This is a genomic window from Planctopirus hydrillae (assembly GCF_001707835.1).
Classification (GTDB): Bacteria; Planctomycetota; Planctomycetia; order Planctomycetales; family Planctomycetaceae; genus Planctopirus; species Planctopirus hydrillae.
In genome coordinates, this window is the sequence record NZ_LYDR01000144.1 from 1 (window position 1) to 16,656 (window position 16,656).

Annotated in this window: 17 protein-coding genes; 1 reads left to right on the top strand and 16 read right to left on the bottom strand. The window is 58.4% G+C overall.

Annotated features, from left to right (window positions below; all coding sequences use genetic code 11):
- The first annotated feature begins 64 nt into the window (after nt 1-64).
- A complete protein-coding gene (locus tag A6X21_RS17200; RefSeq protein WP_131818401.1) occupies nt 65-652 on the top strand; it encodes a hypothetical protein in 588 nt (195 codons plus the stop codon).
- Nucleotides 653-665: 13 nt separating this feature from the next.
- Here the strand turns inward: A6X21_RS17200 and A6X21_RS17205 are convergent, their stop codons facing one another.
- From A6X21_RS17205 to A6X21_RS17280, 16 genes are all read right to left on the bottom strand, one after another.
- The gene (locus A6X21_RS17205; RefSeq protein WP_068850292.1) at nt 666-1,970 is read right to left on the bottom strand and encodes an MBL fold metallo-hydrolase; all 1,305 of its coding nucleotides are present in this window, start codon (nt 1,968-1,970) and stop codon (nt 666-668) included.
- Nucleotides 1,971-2,037: 67 nt separating this feature from the next.
- A complete protein-coding gene (locus A6X21_RS17210; protein ID WP_068850295.1) occupies nt 2,038-2,436 on the bottom strand; it encodes a hypothetical protein in 399 nt (132 codons plus the stop codon).
- A gap of 59 nt (nt 2,437-2,495) precedes the next feature.
- On the bottom strand, nt 2,496-2,939 hold the full coding sequence (locus A6X21_RS17215) for a hypothetical protein (protein WP_068850297.1): 444 nt from the start codon (nt 2,937-2,939) through the stop codon (nt 2,496-2,498).
- A 281-nt stretch (nt 2,940-3,220) separates the two neighbouring features.
- The gene (locus tag A6X21_RS17220; protein ID WP_068850299.1) at nt 3,221-3,622 is read right to left on the bottom strand and encodes a hypothetical protein; all 402 of its coding nucleotides are present in this window, start codon (nt 3,620-3,622) and stop codon (nt 3,221-3,223) included.
- A gap of 105 nt (nt 3,623-3,727) precedes the next feature.
- On the bottom strand, nt 3,728-4,795 hold the full coding sequence (locus tag A6X21_RS17225) for a helix-turn-helix transcriptional regulator (RefSeq protein ID WP_068850301.1): 1,068 nt from the start codon (nt 4,793-4,795) through the stop codon (nt 3,728-3,730).
- Between the two features lie 98 nt (nt 4,796-4,893).
- Nucleotides 4,894-5,025 (bottom strand): hypothetical protein, encoded by a 132-nt coding sequence (locus A6X21_RS25350; RefSeq protein ID WP_261340650.1) that lies wholly within the window; start codon nt 5,023-5,025, stop codon nt 4,894-4,896.
- Nucleotides 4,994-5,596, bottom strand: coding sequence for a hypothetical protein (locus A6X21_RS25060; RefSeq protein ID WP_205847488.1), 603 nt, complete (start codon nt 5,594-5,596; stop codon nt 4,994-4,996). Before A6X21_RS25060 ends, A6X21_RS25350 begins: the two co-directional genes overlap by 32 nt.
- Nucleotides 5,583-6,359: a hypothetical protein gene (locus A6X21_RS17240; protein ID WP_068850307.1), complete on the bottom strand. Its 777-nt coding sequence runs from the start codon at nt 6,357-6,359 to the stop codon at nt 5,583-5,585. Before A6X21_RS17240 ends, A6X21_RS25060 begins: the two co-directional genes overlap by 14 nt.
- Nucleotides 6,344-7,201, bottom strand: a complete 858-nt coding sequence (locus A6X21_RS17245; protein ID WP_068850310.1) for a RecB family exonuclease — start codon at nt 7,199-7,201, stop codon at nt 6,344-6,346. The genes A6X21_RS17240 and A6X21_RS17245 overlap by 16 nt, the downstream gene beginning before the upstream one ends.
- Nucleotides 7,198-7,971: a hypothetical protein gene (locus tag A6X21_RS17250; protein WP_068850312.1), complete on the bottom strand. Its 774-nt coding sequence runs from the start codon at nt 7,969-7,971 to the stop codon at nt 7,198-7,200. The genes A6X21_RS17245 and A6X21_RS17250 overlap by 4 nt, the downstream gene beginning before the upstream one ends.
- 86 nt (nt 7,972-8,057) lie before the next feature.
- On the bottom strand, nt 8,058-9,035 hold the full coding sequence (locus tag A6X21_RS17255; protein ID WP_068850314.1) for a DUF932 domain-containing protein: 978 nt from the start codon (nt 9,033-9,035) through the stop codon (nt 8,058-8,060).
- A 96-nt stretch (nt 9,036-9,131) separates the two neighbouring features.
- Nucleotides 9,132-10,484 (bottom strand): TolC family protein, encoded by a 1,353-nt coding sequence (locus tag A6X21_RS17260; protein ID WP_068850316.1) that lies wholly within the window; start codon nt 10,482-10,484, stop codon nt 9,132-9,134.
- Between the two features lie 40 nt (nt 10,485-10,524).
- Nucleotides 10,525-12,615, bottom strand: a complete 2,091-nt coding sequence (locus tag A6X21_RS17265) for a heavy metal translocating P-type ATPase (RefSeq protein WP_205847489.1) — start codon at nt 12,613-12,615, stop codon at nt 10,525-10,527.
- Nucleotides 12,616-12,798: 183 nt separating this feature from the next.
- Nucleotides 12,799-12,999 (bottom strand): hypothetical protein, encoded by a 201-nt coding sequence (locus tag A6X21_RS17270; RefSeq protein WP_068850318.1) that lies wholly within the window; start codon nt 12,997-12,999, stop codon nt 12,799-12,801.
- 103 nt (nt 13,000-13,102) lie between these two features.
- A complete protein-coding gene (locus tag A6X21_RS17275) occupies nt 13,103-13,480 on the bottom strand; it encodes a hypothetical protein (RefSeq protein ID WP_068850320.1) in 378 nt (125 codons plus the stop codon).
- Entirely contained in the window at nt 13,477-16,647 is a 3,171-nt protein-coding gene (locus A6X21_RS17280) for an efflux RND transporter permease subunit (RefSeq protein ID WP_083233695.1), read from the bottom strand. Before A6X21_RS17280 ends, A6X21_RS17275 begins: the two co-directional genes overlap by 4 nt.
- Nucleotides 16,648-16,656 lie beyond the last annotated feature (9 nt).

Genomic DNA, 16,656 nt, shown 5'->3' on the forward strand with positions numbered 1-16,656 from the left:
CTGATGGCGACGCTGCTCTTCTCTCAAGGCGTGGCCATGATTCGCTCGGGGGATGAACTCAGCCATGATGCGACGCTGGGGGACGGCGGGAATGTGGCCGATTCCCGATGCCTGGACTCGTCTTGTGGCGTGTCAGGTCCCGCTGTTCGACCAGCAGAAGAAAGACAGGTGGGGATACATTGATCTGCTCGGGGTGGCGAAAAATGGCCTGCCCGTGGTTGTCGAACTGAAGAAGGCTCCCGACGCAGATGCCGATGGGAAGACTCGGGCAACCGAAACTCCGCTGCGTATGGTGCTGGAAGCGGCAGCATACGCAATTGCTCTCCAGAAGAATTGGAGCCATTTCCGAACGGCGTGGGTTGCCCGTCTGCAAGAACTTGAGCTTCCCGATCAGGTTATCGATCAGGTGCCATTGAGGTTATCGAAAGTCCCGTTGGTCGCTGCTGCTCCTGCCAGTTTTTGGATCGACTGGCTGCGGGTGACGAATAAGGGGCTGACAGTCACCGTTGAGACTTGGGAATCTTTCCAGAAGCTGCTCTCTGAATTCAGGAGGGCACAGCTTCCTGTTTCGTTCGTCAGCATCAGTGGCCATGACCAGAACGTCGATGGTCTGGCGGTTCAGCCGATGGTCGGATTTCCGCCGATTGCTTGATACGGTCACCAGCTCAGAAGACTATTGGTACGCCGTCTGCCAGAACTCGGACGTTGCTGGCGATGGCCTGAAACCGCTCTGGCTCAAAGGTGTGGATCGGGATGACCTGCTTGGCGTTGATCTGCTGGATCAGGTCGGCGATGTCGCCTGCATGAATATGACCGCTCGTGTGGACCTTGGTCAGGTCACCACCCGCGTTTTCCAGGGCTGTGGTCACCAGCTGCGAGTCGGGTCGTTCGAGATAGCCTTCCCAGCGAGAGTAGAGGCAGCGGGTGCGTTCCGGCAGGCTGCCGCCGAAGTCGCTGTCCAGCATGCTAGGGCGGAAGAGCATCACGTAACGGGATGGATTGGCCCGGATTTCGTTCATCCCAATCCTGGCCGGGGACATTAAAACAAAATGGTTTTCGAGTTGTTTTCTCCGGTAACTTTCCTCGAAGAATTTTGGAAAGAAAACTTTCACCCACTCGGTGGATTCCGGCCTCGGGATCGGTGTTTCTGAGGCGATCAGGTGCATGACGAAGGCGGTGTAGGCGTCGGCGACGAAGGTTCTGCCAGCCTTCTTGGTCGCCCTGAGAAACCCGACCAGTCGGTCGACGTGTTGCGGTGAGAACGAGGCCAGCACCAGCCCCGGTGCCGATTGAATAAACTCGGCGATCTGTTTTTCCAGGTCGTACTCGTTCGGTCCCCGGTGGTCAGGGTGCCCGATATGCGTCCCTTCCATCAGGAGCAGGTCGATGTTGCGGGGCTTGATGGCTTCGACCAAGGCCCGGTGCATGCCCGGTTTTCGTCCGTGAAGCCTCAGGTCTCCCGAATAGAGAATTGTCTTGCCCGCAGCTTCGATCAGGAACGCCTGACCGCCGTAAATCGAGTGGTCGACCGAGAACGGCGTGATCGTGAACTCACCGATCTGAACCGGCTGCCCGGAAGTCAGGTCTTGCTGTCGTTCCCGCGGCAGGACTGGCTGACCCGCAAACTTGGCCCCGGCCAGCATCATCTTGCTCGTTCCGATACTGGAGTAGATCGGAATGTCCGGGTGGGAATGGCCGAGCAGTCCGGTGTGGTCCTCGTGAGCGTGGGAGAGAAGTATCGCATCGGGGCGGGAGTTTGATTCGTCGAACAGGCCGGGGACATTGGGCAACACTCCGCTCTGACGAAGCTGATCCGTGGTCTGCCGTCGTAAGGCCCCGGTGTCGTGCGGCTCGCGATCCTCGTTGAACAGAGGCATTCCGATGTCGAGGATGATCCGGCTGTGATTGGTGGCGATCTCGATGCAATTGCCACCGATCTCATGGGTTCCTCGATAAATTGTGACGTGCATGGATTCCTGATTCCTTCCTGCGAAGCCGCGTGCTTGTTCCGAGTCTGCGTGTCCGCCGGATTGCAGTTCAGTACCGCCGCTTGGGCTTTGCCTGTTCCTGGTTTTGGATGATCGTGTTGTTCTGCAGGATCTGTGTCAGTTGCAGCAACTCGTTCTGCCGGGCGGCTATAATGATGGCCCGTTCTTCGGGGCTTTTGCGGTTCCACTCGAACACGGCACGATTGTGTTCAGCTTCACGCTCCTGATGTGTTTCGTCGTCGTAGATCGGCTTTCCGATCAGCGATAGACCGAGCAGGAACATGCCGACCGTGGCGACCATGCCGATGTAGAGACCCCAGTGCTCCATGAACCACACGAGGTCGTCGTTTTTGTGCCGAGCGGCGTACATGAATGCTGCGGCACCAGCGACCATTCCGGTCAGAAGAACCGCGTGGGTGAATGTGTAGACTTCGCGTGGACGGGGCATAGGTCTTAACCTTCAGACTGAGGGACGGAAGGATCGATGTCGTCGTTGGCGGTCAGCGATCATTCCAGCCGATAGAACTCTTCCAGGGCTTCCCCGGTCAGGTAGTGCTCGTCCAACCGGGCTTCCCAGCGAGGGAGTCCATACAGCCGGGCAAGTTCTTTGAAGACAGCTTCCGACGTCGAGTTGCCGTGATAGACGATCCCGGACCGATGCACGGTATCCCACAGGATTCGGCCACGAGGAATCTGGAAGTACTCGACGGTGGGGGGAGGGAGAAGCTCCCACCGGGCGGTTTCCCAGGCGGAATCATGCGTCAGGTCGGAATCCACGAGATGCCCTGTGGTCTCGATTTCCGTGACCGGTTGCCGGAACGCCACAAGTTGTCGATCGTTTTGCCACCAGATGCCCACGTGAAAACCATAAGCCTTGGCGGGAGTGACTCGGTTCAGTGCTCCGCGTTCGTGATGAAAGAGGACCGTGGCCCAGGCGGTTGTTTGCGGCATTCAGTCCCTTATCGTCTACGCGGCCAATGGTCGGTTGATGGTGAGAATAAGACTGGCTTCCGGAGTGCATCGGTTGGTTCATGGCATGTCGTCGGTCGTCACCCCAGTTGTGTTGGTCGGGCCGGCTTGGTGAATCCGAGAATTCACGGTCGGTTGCCAACGGGATTGTGCCGACTCGCCTCCCCATCGCGGGGCTTGCGTCACTCCGGAAGCCAGCAGGCTCTATAGATAACATTCAGGTCGGACACGGGTGGGTCAGTCGAACCTGCACCAGCAGTCTTTTAGAAAACGTCGGTCGCATACCACCGCTGCTCGGCACTGTTCCAGGTAAGCAAGTACGTGGTCACCTTCGTCATCGGCGAACCGTCTTCCGACTTCCACTCGATGGCAACATTCAGTTTGAAGGCCGGCCAGGTCTGCCAGTCAGTAGGAATCTCTTTCATGTTCCGGCTGGCGAGGAAGTCGGGTTCACTCTTGGCCACGCTGCGGATGTCGTAACTGATCGGCGGAGCGAGCAGCAATCGCTGTGACTGCTTCGTGGCGACGGCATTCGACTCACCGGCGATCCACTTCTGGAACTCCGCATGAAAGAAGTTCCGGGCAGCCGCTTCTGTCCCGACGGAATTCGTTGAGCAGCCCACCATCAGAGCCATTGCCAGCAGCCACGCACTTTGCCATTTCATCTCGGGAATTCCTTCAGTTCAGGAGAATGAGATCGGGCGTGATCCGCGATCACAGACCCATCGACCTTGCTCCACCTGATACCCGAGGAACCCGACAGACGCGGGTCAGACGCCGTTGGAGACGGTCTGCATTTGAATGGCAGATTGCAGGGTCTGAATGAAGAGCGTCCGGAGTTCAGGCGGGTTCACCACGGTCACTTTTCCGGACCATGACAGGATCCAGTTCAGAATTTCGTTGAGCCCATCCACGCGAAATGTCAGGGTGACATTGCCGTCCCGATGGGTCTTGGCCGTCTGCGTGTGGTGCCAGATCGTTTCCGTCACGATCTTGGCCACGGCGGAGCCAAACTGGAGTTCGATGTCGTAGGTCTGTTCGCCTCGGTAGACCGACCACGCGTCGCCGAGGTATTCGCGGAGGTCGAACTCGGCAGGGACTTCGGCGGAGTCTTCCACTGCCCGCAAAGCTTTGAACCGGGCGATGCGGTATGTCCGCGGCGTTGCGTCCTCGGCCGTCCTGCCGATCACATACCACGCGTTCTTGATCAGGCAGAGATGGTACGGATGGAGCTTGAGTTTGACGGGATTCGCTTCGTAAGGGCTTTCATAAAGGCCCGTAATCTGCTTGCGTTGGACGAGAGCCAGTTGCACCGTCTTGATGGCTTCGTGATGGCGGCTGTGGTCGGCTAGCTTGAGGTCGAGAACACTGACTAATCGCAGGGCATCTTCGATCAGTTCCTGGGTGTCTTCCGATGAAACCGCTGCCAGTTTCATCGTTGTCGGGGTCGCCCCCTTGGTGACATCCAGACCACGGGCATTCGTCATTGCGGTGGCCAGTGACAGCCCCAGAACTTCATCCTCGGTCAACGTCATCACCGGGAATTTGAAGTCCGGCCGGATGCGGATGAACTGCTGGTCCCCTTCGCGGAAATAGGGGATGCCTGCGAACCGGAGCACGTCCAGGTCTCGATAGACTGTTCGTTCAGAGCATTCGATTTCTTCGGCGATGGCCTTCGTGGTCCATCGTCCTCGACTTTGAACCAGTTCCAGCACCCGCAGAATTCGAGCCAGTCGATCCGCCTGCCGCACGCGACGATCGCGGTCCGGCCGATCTTTCTTCGTCGCGGGTGGACCCGACCGCTTCGGGACTCGTTTCGCAGGTTGTTTTTTGGCCATCGTCGTTGTTGCCCTCCGGTTCATCAGTGTCTGGGATGGGAGTGCCAGACGCGGGGCAGAGCCACCCGGTTCGGGCTGAGTCGACTTTCCACTCCCTTTCAGACCCCCTGCTCGAAAATCCAGGTATGGGCGAGGTCAACCACCTTGGCCAGCAGTGGCAGGTCATCTCGACCGAAGCTTTCGGTCTGCTTCCATTCCTCACCATCCTTGTAGATGCGGCTGACGGTCACGTTGTGCCGCGTCCCGGTCTGCGTCTGGTTCTCCCAGATCGTCGCCTTGATCGCTCCCATCCGAATTTCGTGAGCCGGTTGCTGTTTCGTCTTCGCCATCGTCTTTCTCCTCGTGCGTGAAAAGTGTGTGTCGCTTCTGCCCTTGATACCCTCGGGAAGGAAGCGGCTCGATGAATCCGAAGAGGCCGCCTTGCAGAACTCCCGCCATTTCGGCCTGAGCTCGACGTTGCAGGTCGGAACCGTCTGGCCCGATGGCATAGCCGAAGTGCCTGCGGGCCGTCGTCAGGAAGAATTCGATACAGGCATCCCGACTGTCGAATGCGGTCCAGGGGATGCCTGTCCCATGAAAGTGACCGCAGTGATATGAGCAGTGGACTGTGACAGCCCACCGACCATTGGGCAGCGGTGCGACCTCATAATCGGCGATAGCCGCTCCGTTCAGAACGATCAGTTCCCGGAGTCCTTCCGAGTGGGCTCGGGCCGGATCGCGAACGGTTTCTGCCCACGCCTGAAAGGCCGCTTGTCGGGCTTCCAGAGAATCGTCGAACAGGACCGGCTCAGTCGTGGCCATGACCGTTGCCTGCCTTGAGTTGGGCGAGTTTGAAGGCGAGGTACTCGTTCAGGCCGTCGATCAAAGTCCGCTCGGCTGGGCTGAACCAACGGCGTTGCTGACTCAGGAGGTCGCTCACGTCTCGATAGCTCAGTTCTCCGATGAACGGGGATCTCGGAAGTGCTGTCAGACGTTCGCCGTGGGGGATGGCTGTCCGGAGTCGATCCGGATTCTGGTAGTCCGTGACGAGCGGATTGCCTCGCGTGGGTGTCAGCAGGATCAGCACAAAATCCCTCTTTGGAAGCTCGAACAGCAGGTCTTCGTCGAACCAGCCGTTCTCCCGCAGTCCCACGCGGGCATTCCGGATCAGTTGGTCGGACGGATACCCGTCGGTCCCGTCATTGTGGGTGGTTGTGGCGGAGAGATGTGAGCCGTATTTCATTTCAATGAAGACGGTCGTCGCCGGGTTCTCCCAGGTGATGACGACATCGACCTCGGTTTGTCCTTCATCCCAGGGCAGGTGCTGACGCGGGTATGTCCGTTGCTTCTGCCAGAGTTCGATGCGGAGGTCCCGATAGACCTGCTTGCGGAACCGTTCCGCCTCCAGAGCCTTGTTGAGAAGGTCCGGCAGCCACCAGCGGGGATTGAGCACCTTTAACGCCCCGAACATTTGTCCGGTGACGACATCTTCGCTGGTGGGCCGGACTATCAACGGACAACGAAGTTCTCCCAGGCGAGCCGGTTCGCAGAGACAGCCTCCCTTGCCATTCAGTTCGGTGAGCATGCCAACGCCTCCTGCGGTATTTCCAGTGGGACCAGTTCCGCGGCTTCGATGGGCCGATTTGATTGCCCCCAGTCCCGACACGGCTGCCGATAGGGACAAGTCGAGCAGTTCATCGGGCTTTCGACGGGATAGAAGATACCCAGATCGACCGCCCGCTGGATCGACTGCACCAGGTCGCCAAGTCGTCCGCAGTCCTCGGCGTATCGACTGGTCTGGAGCCGCTGGACCTTGGGCGTCTTCGTCTTCACCAGAACTGTGTATTCGACAGACGTTTCCTGCCCCAGACATTCCCGCACCGCGTGGACGTAACAGGTCGGTTGCAGCGACGACGCGACATCGAACTCCGAATAGGACCGCCCGCTGGTTTTGAACTCCTGCACCCGTAACCCGTCTTCGGTGCCCGTAATCAGGTCCGTGATGGCGACGAGCGGCGTTTCGAGATACTCCCCGCGGCTGTTGCAGAGCGGAGCCATGAAGCGAAGCTCGACCGCGACGATTCGCTCAGGCGGTGACTCCTTCAGGTAGAGTTCCAGCAAATGAACGCCCTGAGCGATGCAGTCGTCACGGGAATCACCATCACGGAACTGGATGGCTTCACGGGTCTCCCGCTCGTGCCAGTCATCTCGAAAGGCCTTGGTGACAGCTTCCGGACTGGTTTCCTGCCGCTCCATCAATCGCCGGTGGTATTCGGCCAGACCGGCATGCACGGCAGAGCCGAGGGCCAGTCCACTGCTGGTGGTGCGGCTGGGAATTCCGAGAGTCCGCTGAAAGTAGTACTGAAGCGGGCAACGGAGATACTGGCTGATCGCACTGTAGCTCCAGTGGGGCCGGGATTGGCTCATCCGATTCCTCTCTTATGGGATGGTGCCGAAGCCATGACTTTGCGGCAGACATATCGGCAGATGGCTTCATCCCAGTGACTGGGGAGCACCCGCAACGATGTCTGCGGCGGAAACCCTTTCCGGTCGAGCCAGGTGACCAGAGCCTCCGCTCTTAACTCGGCTTCGGCGAGATCGTCTTCGGCCACGGCGTCAAGAAGTTCATTCCAGGCGAATTGAGGGTCCATGCTGGCTCGGGTGCGACCGTTGCCATTTGTGGCTGGTGAACCGTTCTGGCTCAGGGCATCGATCACGTCCCCGGCTTCCTTCTTGGTCAGGTCGTAGACGCCGATCCGCTTGCCCAGGATGGTCTCAATCCGGCCTTCCAGCTGCGGCGGGGTCAGACCATATCGCTTGCCGAGATTCAGCAGATACTGCACCTGCTTGTTGGTCGCCGCATCGCCGTTGGGAGCTTGGACATTGCCAGTTTCCGGCTTTGGTCGCGGTTCCGGTTCAGGGTTCGACGGAGGTAGCCGATTGGCTCCGTTGTGTTGCTGCCCATTTCGAGGCGGGGGAGCTTCATCCCGGCTGGCGATCGCCGAATCGGCTTCGTACCGTTCGATCTGCTGGTTCAGAGCCTCTTCAGCGAGGTCGTAGACTTCCTTGATCTTCTCGATCAGGACTTCGGGGTCATCCGTCCCGACGCAGAGTTCCCGTTCGAGATTGAGGCTGAACCCGGTCGAGTTGTAATCCCGCGACAGCTTCCGGCTGAGTCCGACATTGACCTTCAACATGCTTGGCTCCTGAAATGAAGAATGCCTTCGCCTCCAGTTACCCGGATGACGAAGGCATCGCTGTGGACGCAATCGGACGATCGAGCTCAGACCGCCATCTTCAGGGCCAACTCCCAGGCTCGTTCCTTGATCCGTGCCCCCGATCCAAACCATGCCGACTCCAGCCTATTGCTGGCTCGATTTTGCGGTGTCTGACCACGAGTGGAGCGGTAGTGATCGACGTATTCCGTGACGGCATTTAGGGCCGTCCAAGTCGTGTGACGAATTTCCGGCATGTCGTGGCCGATTCCTTGCTCGAACAGTCGCAGGAATTCTTCCCGAATGTTCTTCGCCCGCGTGGACGGCCCCTCCGGTGAATCGGGGTAGACTTGGCGGAAGTATTCTTCCAGCTGACGCGGGCTGGGGTAGTGCCGGGCAAGTCGGTCGATCTGCTCCTGAACGTTATCGTAGAAGCGTGTCGCCAACCCGAGCACTTCTTGGGCCTGTCGGACCTTCGTGGCCAGATCGCCTTTGTGGATGATCGACACGCCCTGACCCCGCCCGTTGCGAGCCGCGATGGCGAGCGTATTGGAACAGACCACGCGAATGGGCGTGAAGTGGACTCGCAGCGATGAACTGCCGTCGTGGGAGTTGCTCAGCAGCAGATACTTCTCCGTGATGTCGTCCGAGCCCTTCACGCGGATGTCATCCGGCAGCTTCGCCAACATCCAGACCCGCTCCCCTTTTCCAAGTGCCCCAGCGGTGTGATACCGCAGGCTGCCATCCGCGACGACGGCATCGAGAAACCCGAACGCCTGGTAGTTCTGGACCGGGACGTAGCTATTCCCGACCACTCCCAGCACATCCCCGGAATCCGACCGTACCACGGCTTTCCGGCTGGGGACTGGCACGTCATCTGTGGTCTTGATCGCCTTCAATTCGGCCAAGTAATCCAGCCCCGCCGCTTCGATTGCCTCTCGGGCTGTGGCCGGTTCGTCGAGCCGGGTTCCAAGTCCATGCCAGGGAACTTTCCCGGCATACATCATGGCCGTGCGGTCATTGGTAGTCGCGAGTTCGTGGGCCATAAAGATTGCTCCATTGGGGGAAGGATCTGTACCAATCCTATTACCCTCATGAAGCATCGTTACGGGCACAGAGGGGCTGTCTCCTTGTTTACAGGCTCAACTGCCAGACTCATGTACTCGGGCACGTCCTATAGCCGGATCGTCTGCAGGCATCGGTGGAATAGCGTCGATTTGCCTTTGTGGCCATTTCTCTTCGAGGAGTAGCCCGGAAATGTCGGCGGCAGCCTTCCACATCTCTCCCAACGCTCGGACGTATTCGAGGTTCGTCTCGGCTACCGTGCGTTGTGCCTGAAGCACTCTGAGGTACTGAAACTCTCCTCCTTGAAATGCGTCGATGGAAAGCTGATATGCCTTACGGGCGTCAGGGATGATTTCGGCACGATACTGATCGACCCTCTCTTTGGCCGCAGCATAGTCACCGAAGGCAGTAGCGAGGCGAGCGATCAGGTCATTCTCAGTCTCGCTCACCTGCCGATTCGCTTCCCCGATGACGGCTCTTGCCGCACGAATGTTGCCTTGATTGCGATTGAAGATTGGGATGGGCAAGCCGACTTGAAAGGCCCACTGGTCCTGCCGGTCGATATTGTCCCGAACGTACCCTGCACCGACTGTCACATTGGGGATGGGTTGGACTTCCGCCAGCCGAAGGGCTGCCTGGGCACGACCGACGCCGACCTGAGCCGACCTGAGTTGCGGATGCGTGTTCACGACGAGCGACTTTGCCGGTTCAAACTCGTAGATGGGGTCGGGAAGAATCAACAAGTCTTCCAATGGGACCACGGCCAGATTGGGAGCACCCAGATTGGCGGACATGCGGCGGAAGGCCGCTGCTAGCTCCCGTTGTGCAGCATCCCGCTCGGCACGGAACCGATTTCGCTCGACTCGGAACTGAATCAAGTCTAGTTCGGCGACTTCTTTCGCTCCGAGAAGTCGTTGAGACACATCAACAGATTTCGTGGAGAAGGCGACTAGCTGATCAAGAATTTCCACACGTTTCTGCACGGCAAGAACATCGAAGTATCCTCTTCGCACCGTCGTCACAAGAATGTATCGCTGGGCCATCAAGTCCAACGTCGCCTGATCGACCTGCCGCTCCACGACAGCCCGGCTGAGCCGGAGCTTTCCCGCTGTGACAATCTCTTGACTGAAGAACGGGACCGTGATTTGCCCGCCGGGACCAATTCGAGAACCCAGGTTGTCGCCGGAGACACTGAATTGAGGATTGGGAAATAGCCCGGCTTGTACCGCTCGTCCCCGTTCCGCCTCGATAGTAAACGAGAGGCGTTGCAAGGCAGGATTCTGTTGCAGACCCAGTTTCGTGAGATCGTCCAACGTCAGAAACCGTTGTTCTTGAATCGGTGCGGGCAGCGGCTCTTGACCGGTCGTTGAGTTCCCGCACACAGCATATCCCAAGAGACACCATGCCAGAATGAATTTCGTCGAGTCCATGACAGTTCCTTCCGCATCCTGCGAAGAGTGATTTAGTAGGTCAGTGCCGGAGCAGTCGAAGTCCGTTGAAAATTACCAGCAACGATGCTCCCGTGTCGGCGGCGATGGCTCCCCAGAGAGTCGAATAGCCGACGAACGTCAGGACGACGAACGCTGCTTTAACCAACAAGGAGAACCAAATGTTCTGTTTGATGATTCGCAGAGTCCGTCGAGACAGCCGAACAACCCACGGCAGCTTCGACAGGTCGTTCGACATGAGAGCGATGTCCGCCGTCTCAATGGCCGCATCGCTCCCCGCCACACCCATCGCCACACCCAAGCTGGCGGTTGCCAGGGCAGGAGCGTCATTCACGCCATCTCCCACCATTGCGACAGACTTGTATTCCTGAACAAGTTTCTCGACGACCTGCACCTTTTCTGCGGGAAGAAGTTCGGCTCGAATCTCATCGACGCCAACTTCTCGTCCGATGGCTTCTGCCGTGGTTGCCGTATCGCCCGTGAGCATGATCACATGTCGAACGCCTGCGGCTTTAAGCTCCGATATAGCCGCTTTGGCTGTCGGTCGCACAGTATCGGCGAGTGCCAGCAGGCCGCAGATATGCCGCTGATTGCCAACGACCACGACGGTCTGTCCTTGATCGGCGAGATGGGCGATCTGCTGTTGCACTTCGGGCGTCTGTTGCCCACGTTCCTGAAGCAGGCGAACGGAGCCAAGCCAGTACATCTCGCCATTCCAACGACCCGATGCTCCTTTGCCGGGAATCTCCTGATATTCCTCAGCAGGCCGGATGGAGACACTGGCACTTCGAGCATGGGCTAAGATCGCCTGGGCGAGCGGGTGTTCGCTACGTGCTTCGAGGGCAGCGACCCGTTCGAGAAGTTCCGTTTCCGTGTGTCCGTCGAGCGGAATGACGGCACGAACGCTGGGCCGCCCTTCTGTGAGAGTTCCCGTCTTGTCCAGGGCGACGGCTTGGAGCCGAGAAGGGGCTTCGACGTACACCCCCCCCTTGATGAGAACGCCTTGGCGGGCCGCAGCCGCCAAGGCGGCGACAATGCTCACGGGAGTTGAAATCACCAACGCACATGGACAGGCAATGACTAGGAGGACGAGACTGCGGTAGAGCCAATCGTTCCATACCTGCCCCAGAACGAGCGGCGGTACGAGAAACACCACCAGAGCCGCTGCCATAACGGTCGGCGTGTAGTAGCGGGCGAAACGCTCGACCCATTGTTCGCTGGGCGAGCGACGTGTTTGGGCTTCTTCCACCAAGCGAACGATGTGAGCTACGGTCGTGTCGTCCGCCGCTTTCGTCGTTTCGACTTCCAATGCCCCGTTGCCATTCACGGTTCCTGCAAATACCGCATCCCCGACCTGTTTTCCAACAGGAAGGCTCTCGCCGGTGATCGGTGCTTGATTCACGTGGCTGGTTCCAGCAACAACCGTCCCGTCGAGCGGAATCCGTTCGCCAGGCTTTACGATGATATGGGATCGAACCGGCACATCCGCGATGGGACGAACATCCTCGTTGCCGTCCGACTTGATGAGCCGAGCCGTAGGAGGAGAGAGGTCCAACAAAGCAGTAATGGCTCGATGGGCACGACGGATACTCCACGCTTCGAGGGATTCGGCCAACGCAAAAAGAAAGGCAACCGACGCCGCTTCCACATACTCTCCGATGATGACGGCCCCGATGACTGCAACGGTCATTAGCAGGTTCATGTCGGGCCGCAGACTTCTTGCCGCCCGAATCGCCTTTGGAGCGACGAGCCACAGGCCGCAGAGAATGGACGCTGCGAGAACGGTCCATTCGATAACTTCAAAGGGAAGCCCCCACACCAACCGCCAAGCCACTGCCGCTTGGATCAGTAAGGCGACTAGGAGAAACCCACCGCTCAGTCCCGTCCAAACAAGACCCCGGTTCCAAGCCGACGAGTCTACTCGATCGTCGCCTTCTGACCACACTTCCGCCCGCATTCCAGTTTGGGCGACCGCTTCCATGACTGCCGAGGATGCGACGGTGGTGCCACTGATGTCCACCGTCATGCGGCGACTCAGTACGTCGAAGGATAGTCGGTCGTCGCTGCCCACGACTGGTACCACGGCACGCCGCAAAATTGCGACCTCATCCATGCAGTCCATGCCTGCGATACGAAATTGAAGGATGTGGTTCCGAGTCATCCAGTCACTCCTCTCGACCAGCGGCCATTGTTGGCGTAGATGCATCCCAACCGTTAGGTCTGATCGACTTCAATCGCATTTGTTCGTTCTAGCCTTCATTGTGGACTCATCACTTGTTCGAGTCTTGATAGCCTGCTATCTCGTGAACGCATAAAGATGCGTGATCAGACAGAAGGCAAGCAGAATCCACCCTACAATCACCGGCAGGAACGGCTTTGCTGCTTTGCCGCTCAAATAGCGTTGAAAGACGGTTGCAAGACCGAAGCCACCGGCTGCATGGCTGGTGTTAGCCAGCAGAATATTCTGACTCCAGAACTCCATTGCATTTTGGAACATGGTTCATTCCTTGATCTCTCCGGGATGCCTGTCGCAGATTTTCATGCCGATCCTTGGCGGGCGTTGAGCCGCCTTCCTCAACACCCGCCCGATCTACTGGCCGTTAGCCTTCAGGTGTCGGCGGCTTCTTGCCGTACTTGGCCTCATACTGTGCAGCGAACTTCGCTTCGAGTTCTGGGTGGCACTTGAAGCACTGTGATTCGGGACGGTCATGCTCCTTGCACCAGTCCCCCTTCTTTTGAAACTCCGCTGCCACTTTGCTGTTGCAAAGGGCACAGACTTCCTCCGGGACACCATGTTCGTTGCACCACCAGCCGGAGTGATCGGCCGCACCGGTCTCCGTTGAGGCCGTGTGTTTGTGCTCGTCATGAGCATCCACTTGCTTCTCGGCCTGGGCCGGTGCCGAGCCGTTCTGTCCGCAGCCGCTTGTGAACGCCACAGCCAAAACCAGTGAAGTCATCAGCCAGAATCCCGTTCTCATTCGTCGTTCCTCCATACGGAAAAGGGTTGCTCAGTCGATCCCGCCAATACAGATTCGGCAGGTGTTCCTTCGTGATGCTCCAGGTACTCATGGTGAGTCACGGGAGCGTTGAAGATCAGATACAGCACACGCAGTACGAGCAGCGACATGATCATCGCTCCAATGACCCCGCCGATGACGACGGTCGCCAGTGGACGTTGCACTTCGGCCCCCATGCCTTCACTGAACGCCATCGGCAGAAAACCGAGACTGGCGACGAGGGTCGTCATGAGCACCGGACGCAGGCGAGTGATCGCTGCCTGGGTCACTGCTTCATCCAGCGGTAGTCCCTTTTGGCGAAGCTGCCGGATGTACGAGACGAGGATCATGTCGTCGAGCACCGCCACACCCGACATGGCAATGAAGCCGATGCCCGCCGAAATCGAGAACGGCATGTCCCGCAGCCAGAGGGCGAAGATGCCGCCGACCCAAGCGAACGGAATCCCAGTGAACACTCGTAATGCGTCCACGACGTTATGGTAGGTCATGTAGAGCAGGATGAAGATCAACACGAGGGCTAGCGGAACGACGATCATGAGCCGAGTCTGTGCCCGTTCAAGATTTTCGAACTGTCCACCGTACTCCACCCGGTAGCGGGCTGACGGTAGCGAAATCTGCTCGGCGACTTTCCGCTGAGCTTCGGCCACGAAGCTCCCCAAGTCACGTCCTCGCACATTGGCGGTGATTGTGATTCTCCGTTGTCCCCATTCCCGAGTGATCGTGGACGGTCCTTCAACGATCTCGACCGAAGCCAGTCGAGAGAGCGGAATCCTTTCGCCCTTGGGCGTCGAAATCAGCATGTTGCCAATGGACTGTGGGCTGTCCCGAAACTCTTCCGGCAACCGCACGATCAATGGAAACCGAAGCTGTCCTTCAACGATCTCTCCGACTGGTTTGCTGCCGATGGACTCTACGAGATCGAGAACTTCTTGGGCTGAGACGCCGTAGCGGGCGATCTGGTCCTGGTTCACCTTGATCTGGAGCATCGGCTGTCCGGTAACCTGCTCCACGGCCACGTCGGCAGCACCGTCGATTGAGTTGAGCACCCGCTCAATTTCCTGGGCTTTGCTGACGAGCACTGTGAAGTCGTCGCCGAAGAGTTTCACTCCCAAATCGGCTCGCACGCCGGAGACCATCTCATTTACTCGCATTTCGATAGGCTGGGAGAAACCGAGCTTTACTCCTTTCGATTCCCGAAGCAGTCGTTCCAGCTTTTCGGTCAATCCGGCCTGCGTTGTGGCTTTCGTCCACCGCGAGCGAGGCTTGAGTGTGATGAAGATGTCCGTTAGTTCGACTCCCATCGGATCGGTGGCGATCTCAGCAGTACCCATGCGACTCCAGACGTTCTCGACCTCATCTGGAAATGCTGAAAGGAGTTGCCGCTCCATCTGCGTGTTTGCACGAACCGATTCGTTGAGGTCTGTTCCTGCCAGCCGGATCACACCAACAACGATGGCTCCCTCCGAGAGCCGGGGGACAAACTCCGAACCCAGATTGGGAGCGATCATCCCGAACGCCAAAATCAGCACGCTGGCGGCGAAGCCCATCACGGCCAGCTTGTGGTGCATGGCGAATTGAAGAATCGGATAGTGAATTGCATGAGCAATCCGCATCAAAAATGGCTCGTGCTCCTCGACTTTCTTCGGTAAGAGGAAACTCGCCAGCACCGGCATAAGGGTTAGCGACAGGACCATCGACCCCATAAGGGCGAAGATGACCGTCAGAGCCATCGGACGGAACATCTTCCCTTCGATCCCTTCGAGCGTGAGGATCGGAAGATAGACGATCATAATGATGAGTTCGCCGAACATCGTCGGTTTACGAACCTCCACGGCGGCGTCCCGGATGATGTCCAAGCGTGACTTGCCGCTGTTGGAGTCGTGGGCAAGATGCCGCACGCAGTTTTCGATCATCACGACAGAGCTATCGACCACGAGGCCAAAGTCGATGGCCCCAAGGCTGAGCAAACTAGCGGCGATGCCGAAACGGTACATCCCGGTGAAGGCGAACAGCATCGAGAGGGGGATGGCTAACGCCACGATGGTCGCCGCCCGCAGGTTGCCCAGGAACGCAAACAACACGGCAATGACGAGCAGACCACCCTCAAAGAGATTCTTCCGCACGGTGTCGATCACGAAACCCACAAGTTGCGTGCGGTCATAGACCGGCTTGACCTGGACGTTGGGCGGCAAGCTCGACTCTAAAGATTTCAGCTTCTCCTTCATGGCCCAGGTGACTTCGTGGCTGTTCTCACCCATCAACATGAAGCCAAGGCCGAGCACCACTTCACCCTGACCGTTGGCCGTCACCGCTCCCCGGCGGATTTCATGGCCGATGACGACCTCACCGACATCCGAAACTCGGATCGGCACGCCGTCCGTGGCGGCGAGAACGATTTGTTGAATCTGGCCGATGTTGGTTGTGCGTCCTAACCCTTGCACGAGCAACATGCCGCTCGGTTGGCTGATGTTGCCGCCACCGACGTTGAAATTATTCTTCTGAACGGCCTCAACCACTTGATCGAAGGTCAGTCCGTGTTTGATGAGTCGGTCGGGATTGAGGCGAATTTGATACTGCTTGACGTAGCCGCCCCAACTGTTGATTTCCGCTGTACCCGGTACCGTCCGCATCGGTGGCTTGATGACCCAATCATGGATTGTGCGAAGTTCCGTCACGTCGGTTCCTTGGCCCGTAACCACGTAGTGGAAGACCTCGCCGAGTCCGGTGGCCACTGGCCCCATCTGCGGGCGAGCAATCCCTTGCGGTATCTCGACCGAACCGAGCCGCTCGTTGATGAGTTGCCGGGCGAAATAGATGTCAATCCCGTCCTTGAAGACAACAACTACCTGCGACATTCCGAACTTGGAAATGGAACGAAGCTGCTCCAGGCCCGGCAAGCCGCTGATGGCCTGCTCGATGGGGAACGTAATCTGCCGCTCAACCTCTTCAGGACTGAGGGCCGGTGCGACTGTGTTGATCTGCACCTGCACCGGAGTTGTGTCCGGGAAGGCGTCGATGTCGAGATGCTGGAGCGAGAAGACGCCCGCCACGCCAGCCGCCAACACGCCTAGAATGACCAGCATGCGGTTGTGCAGCGAGAAGTCGATGATTCGATTGAGGAAGTCCATTTCGTCCCG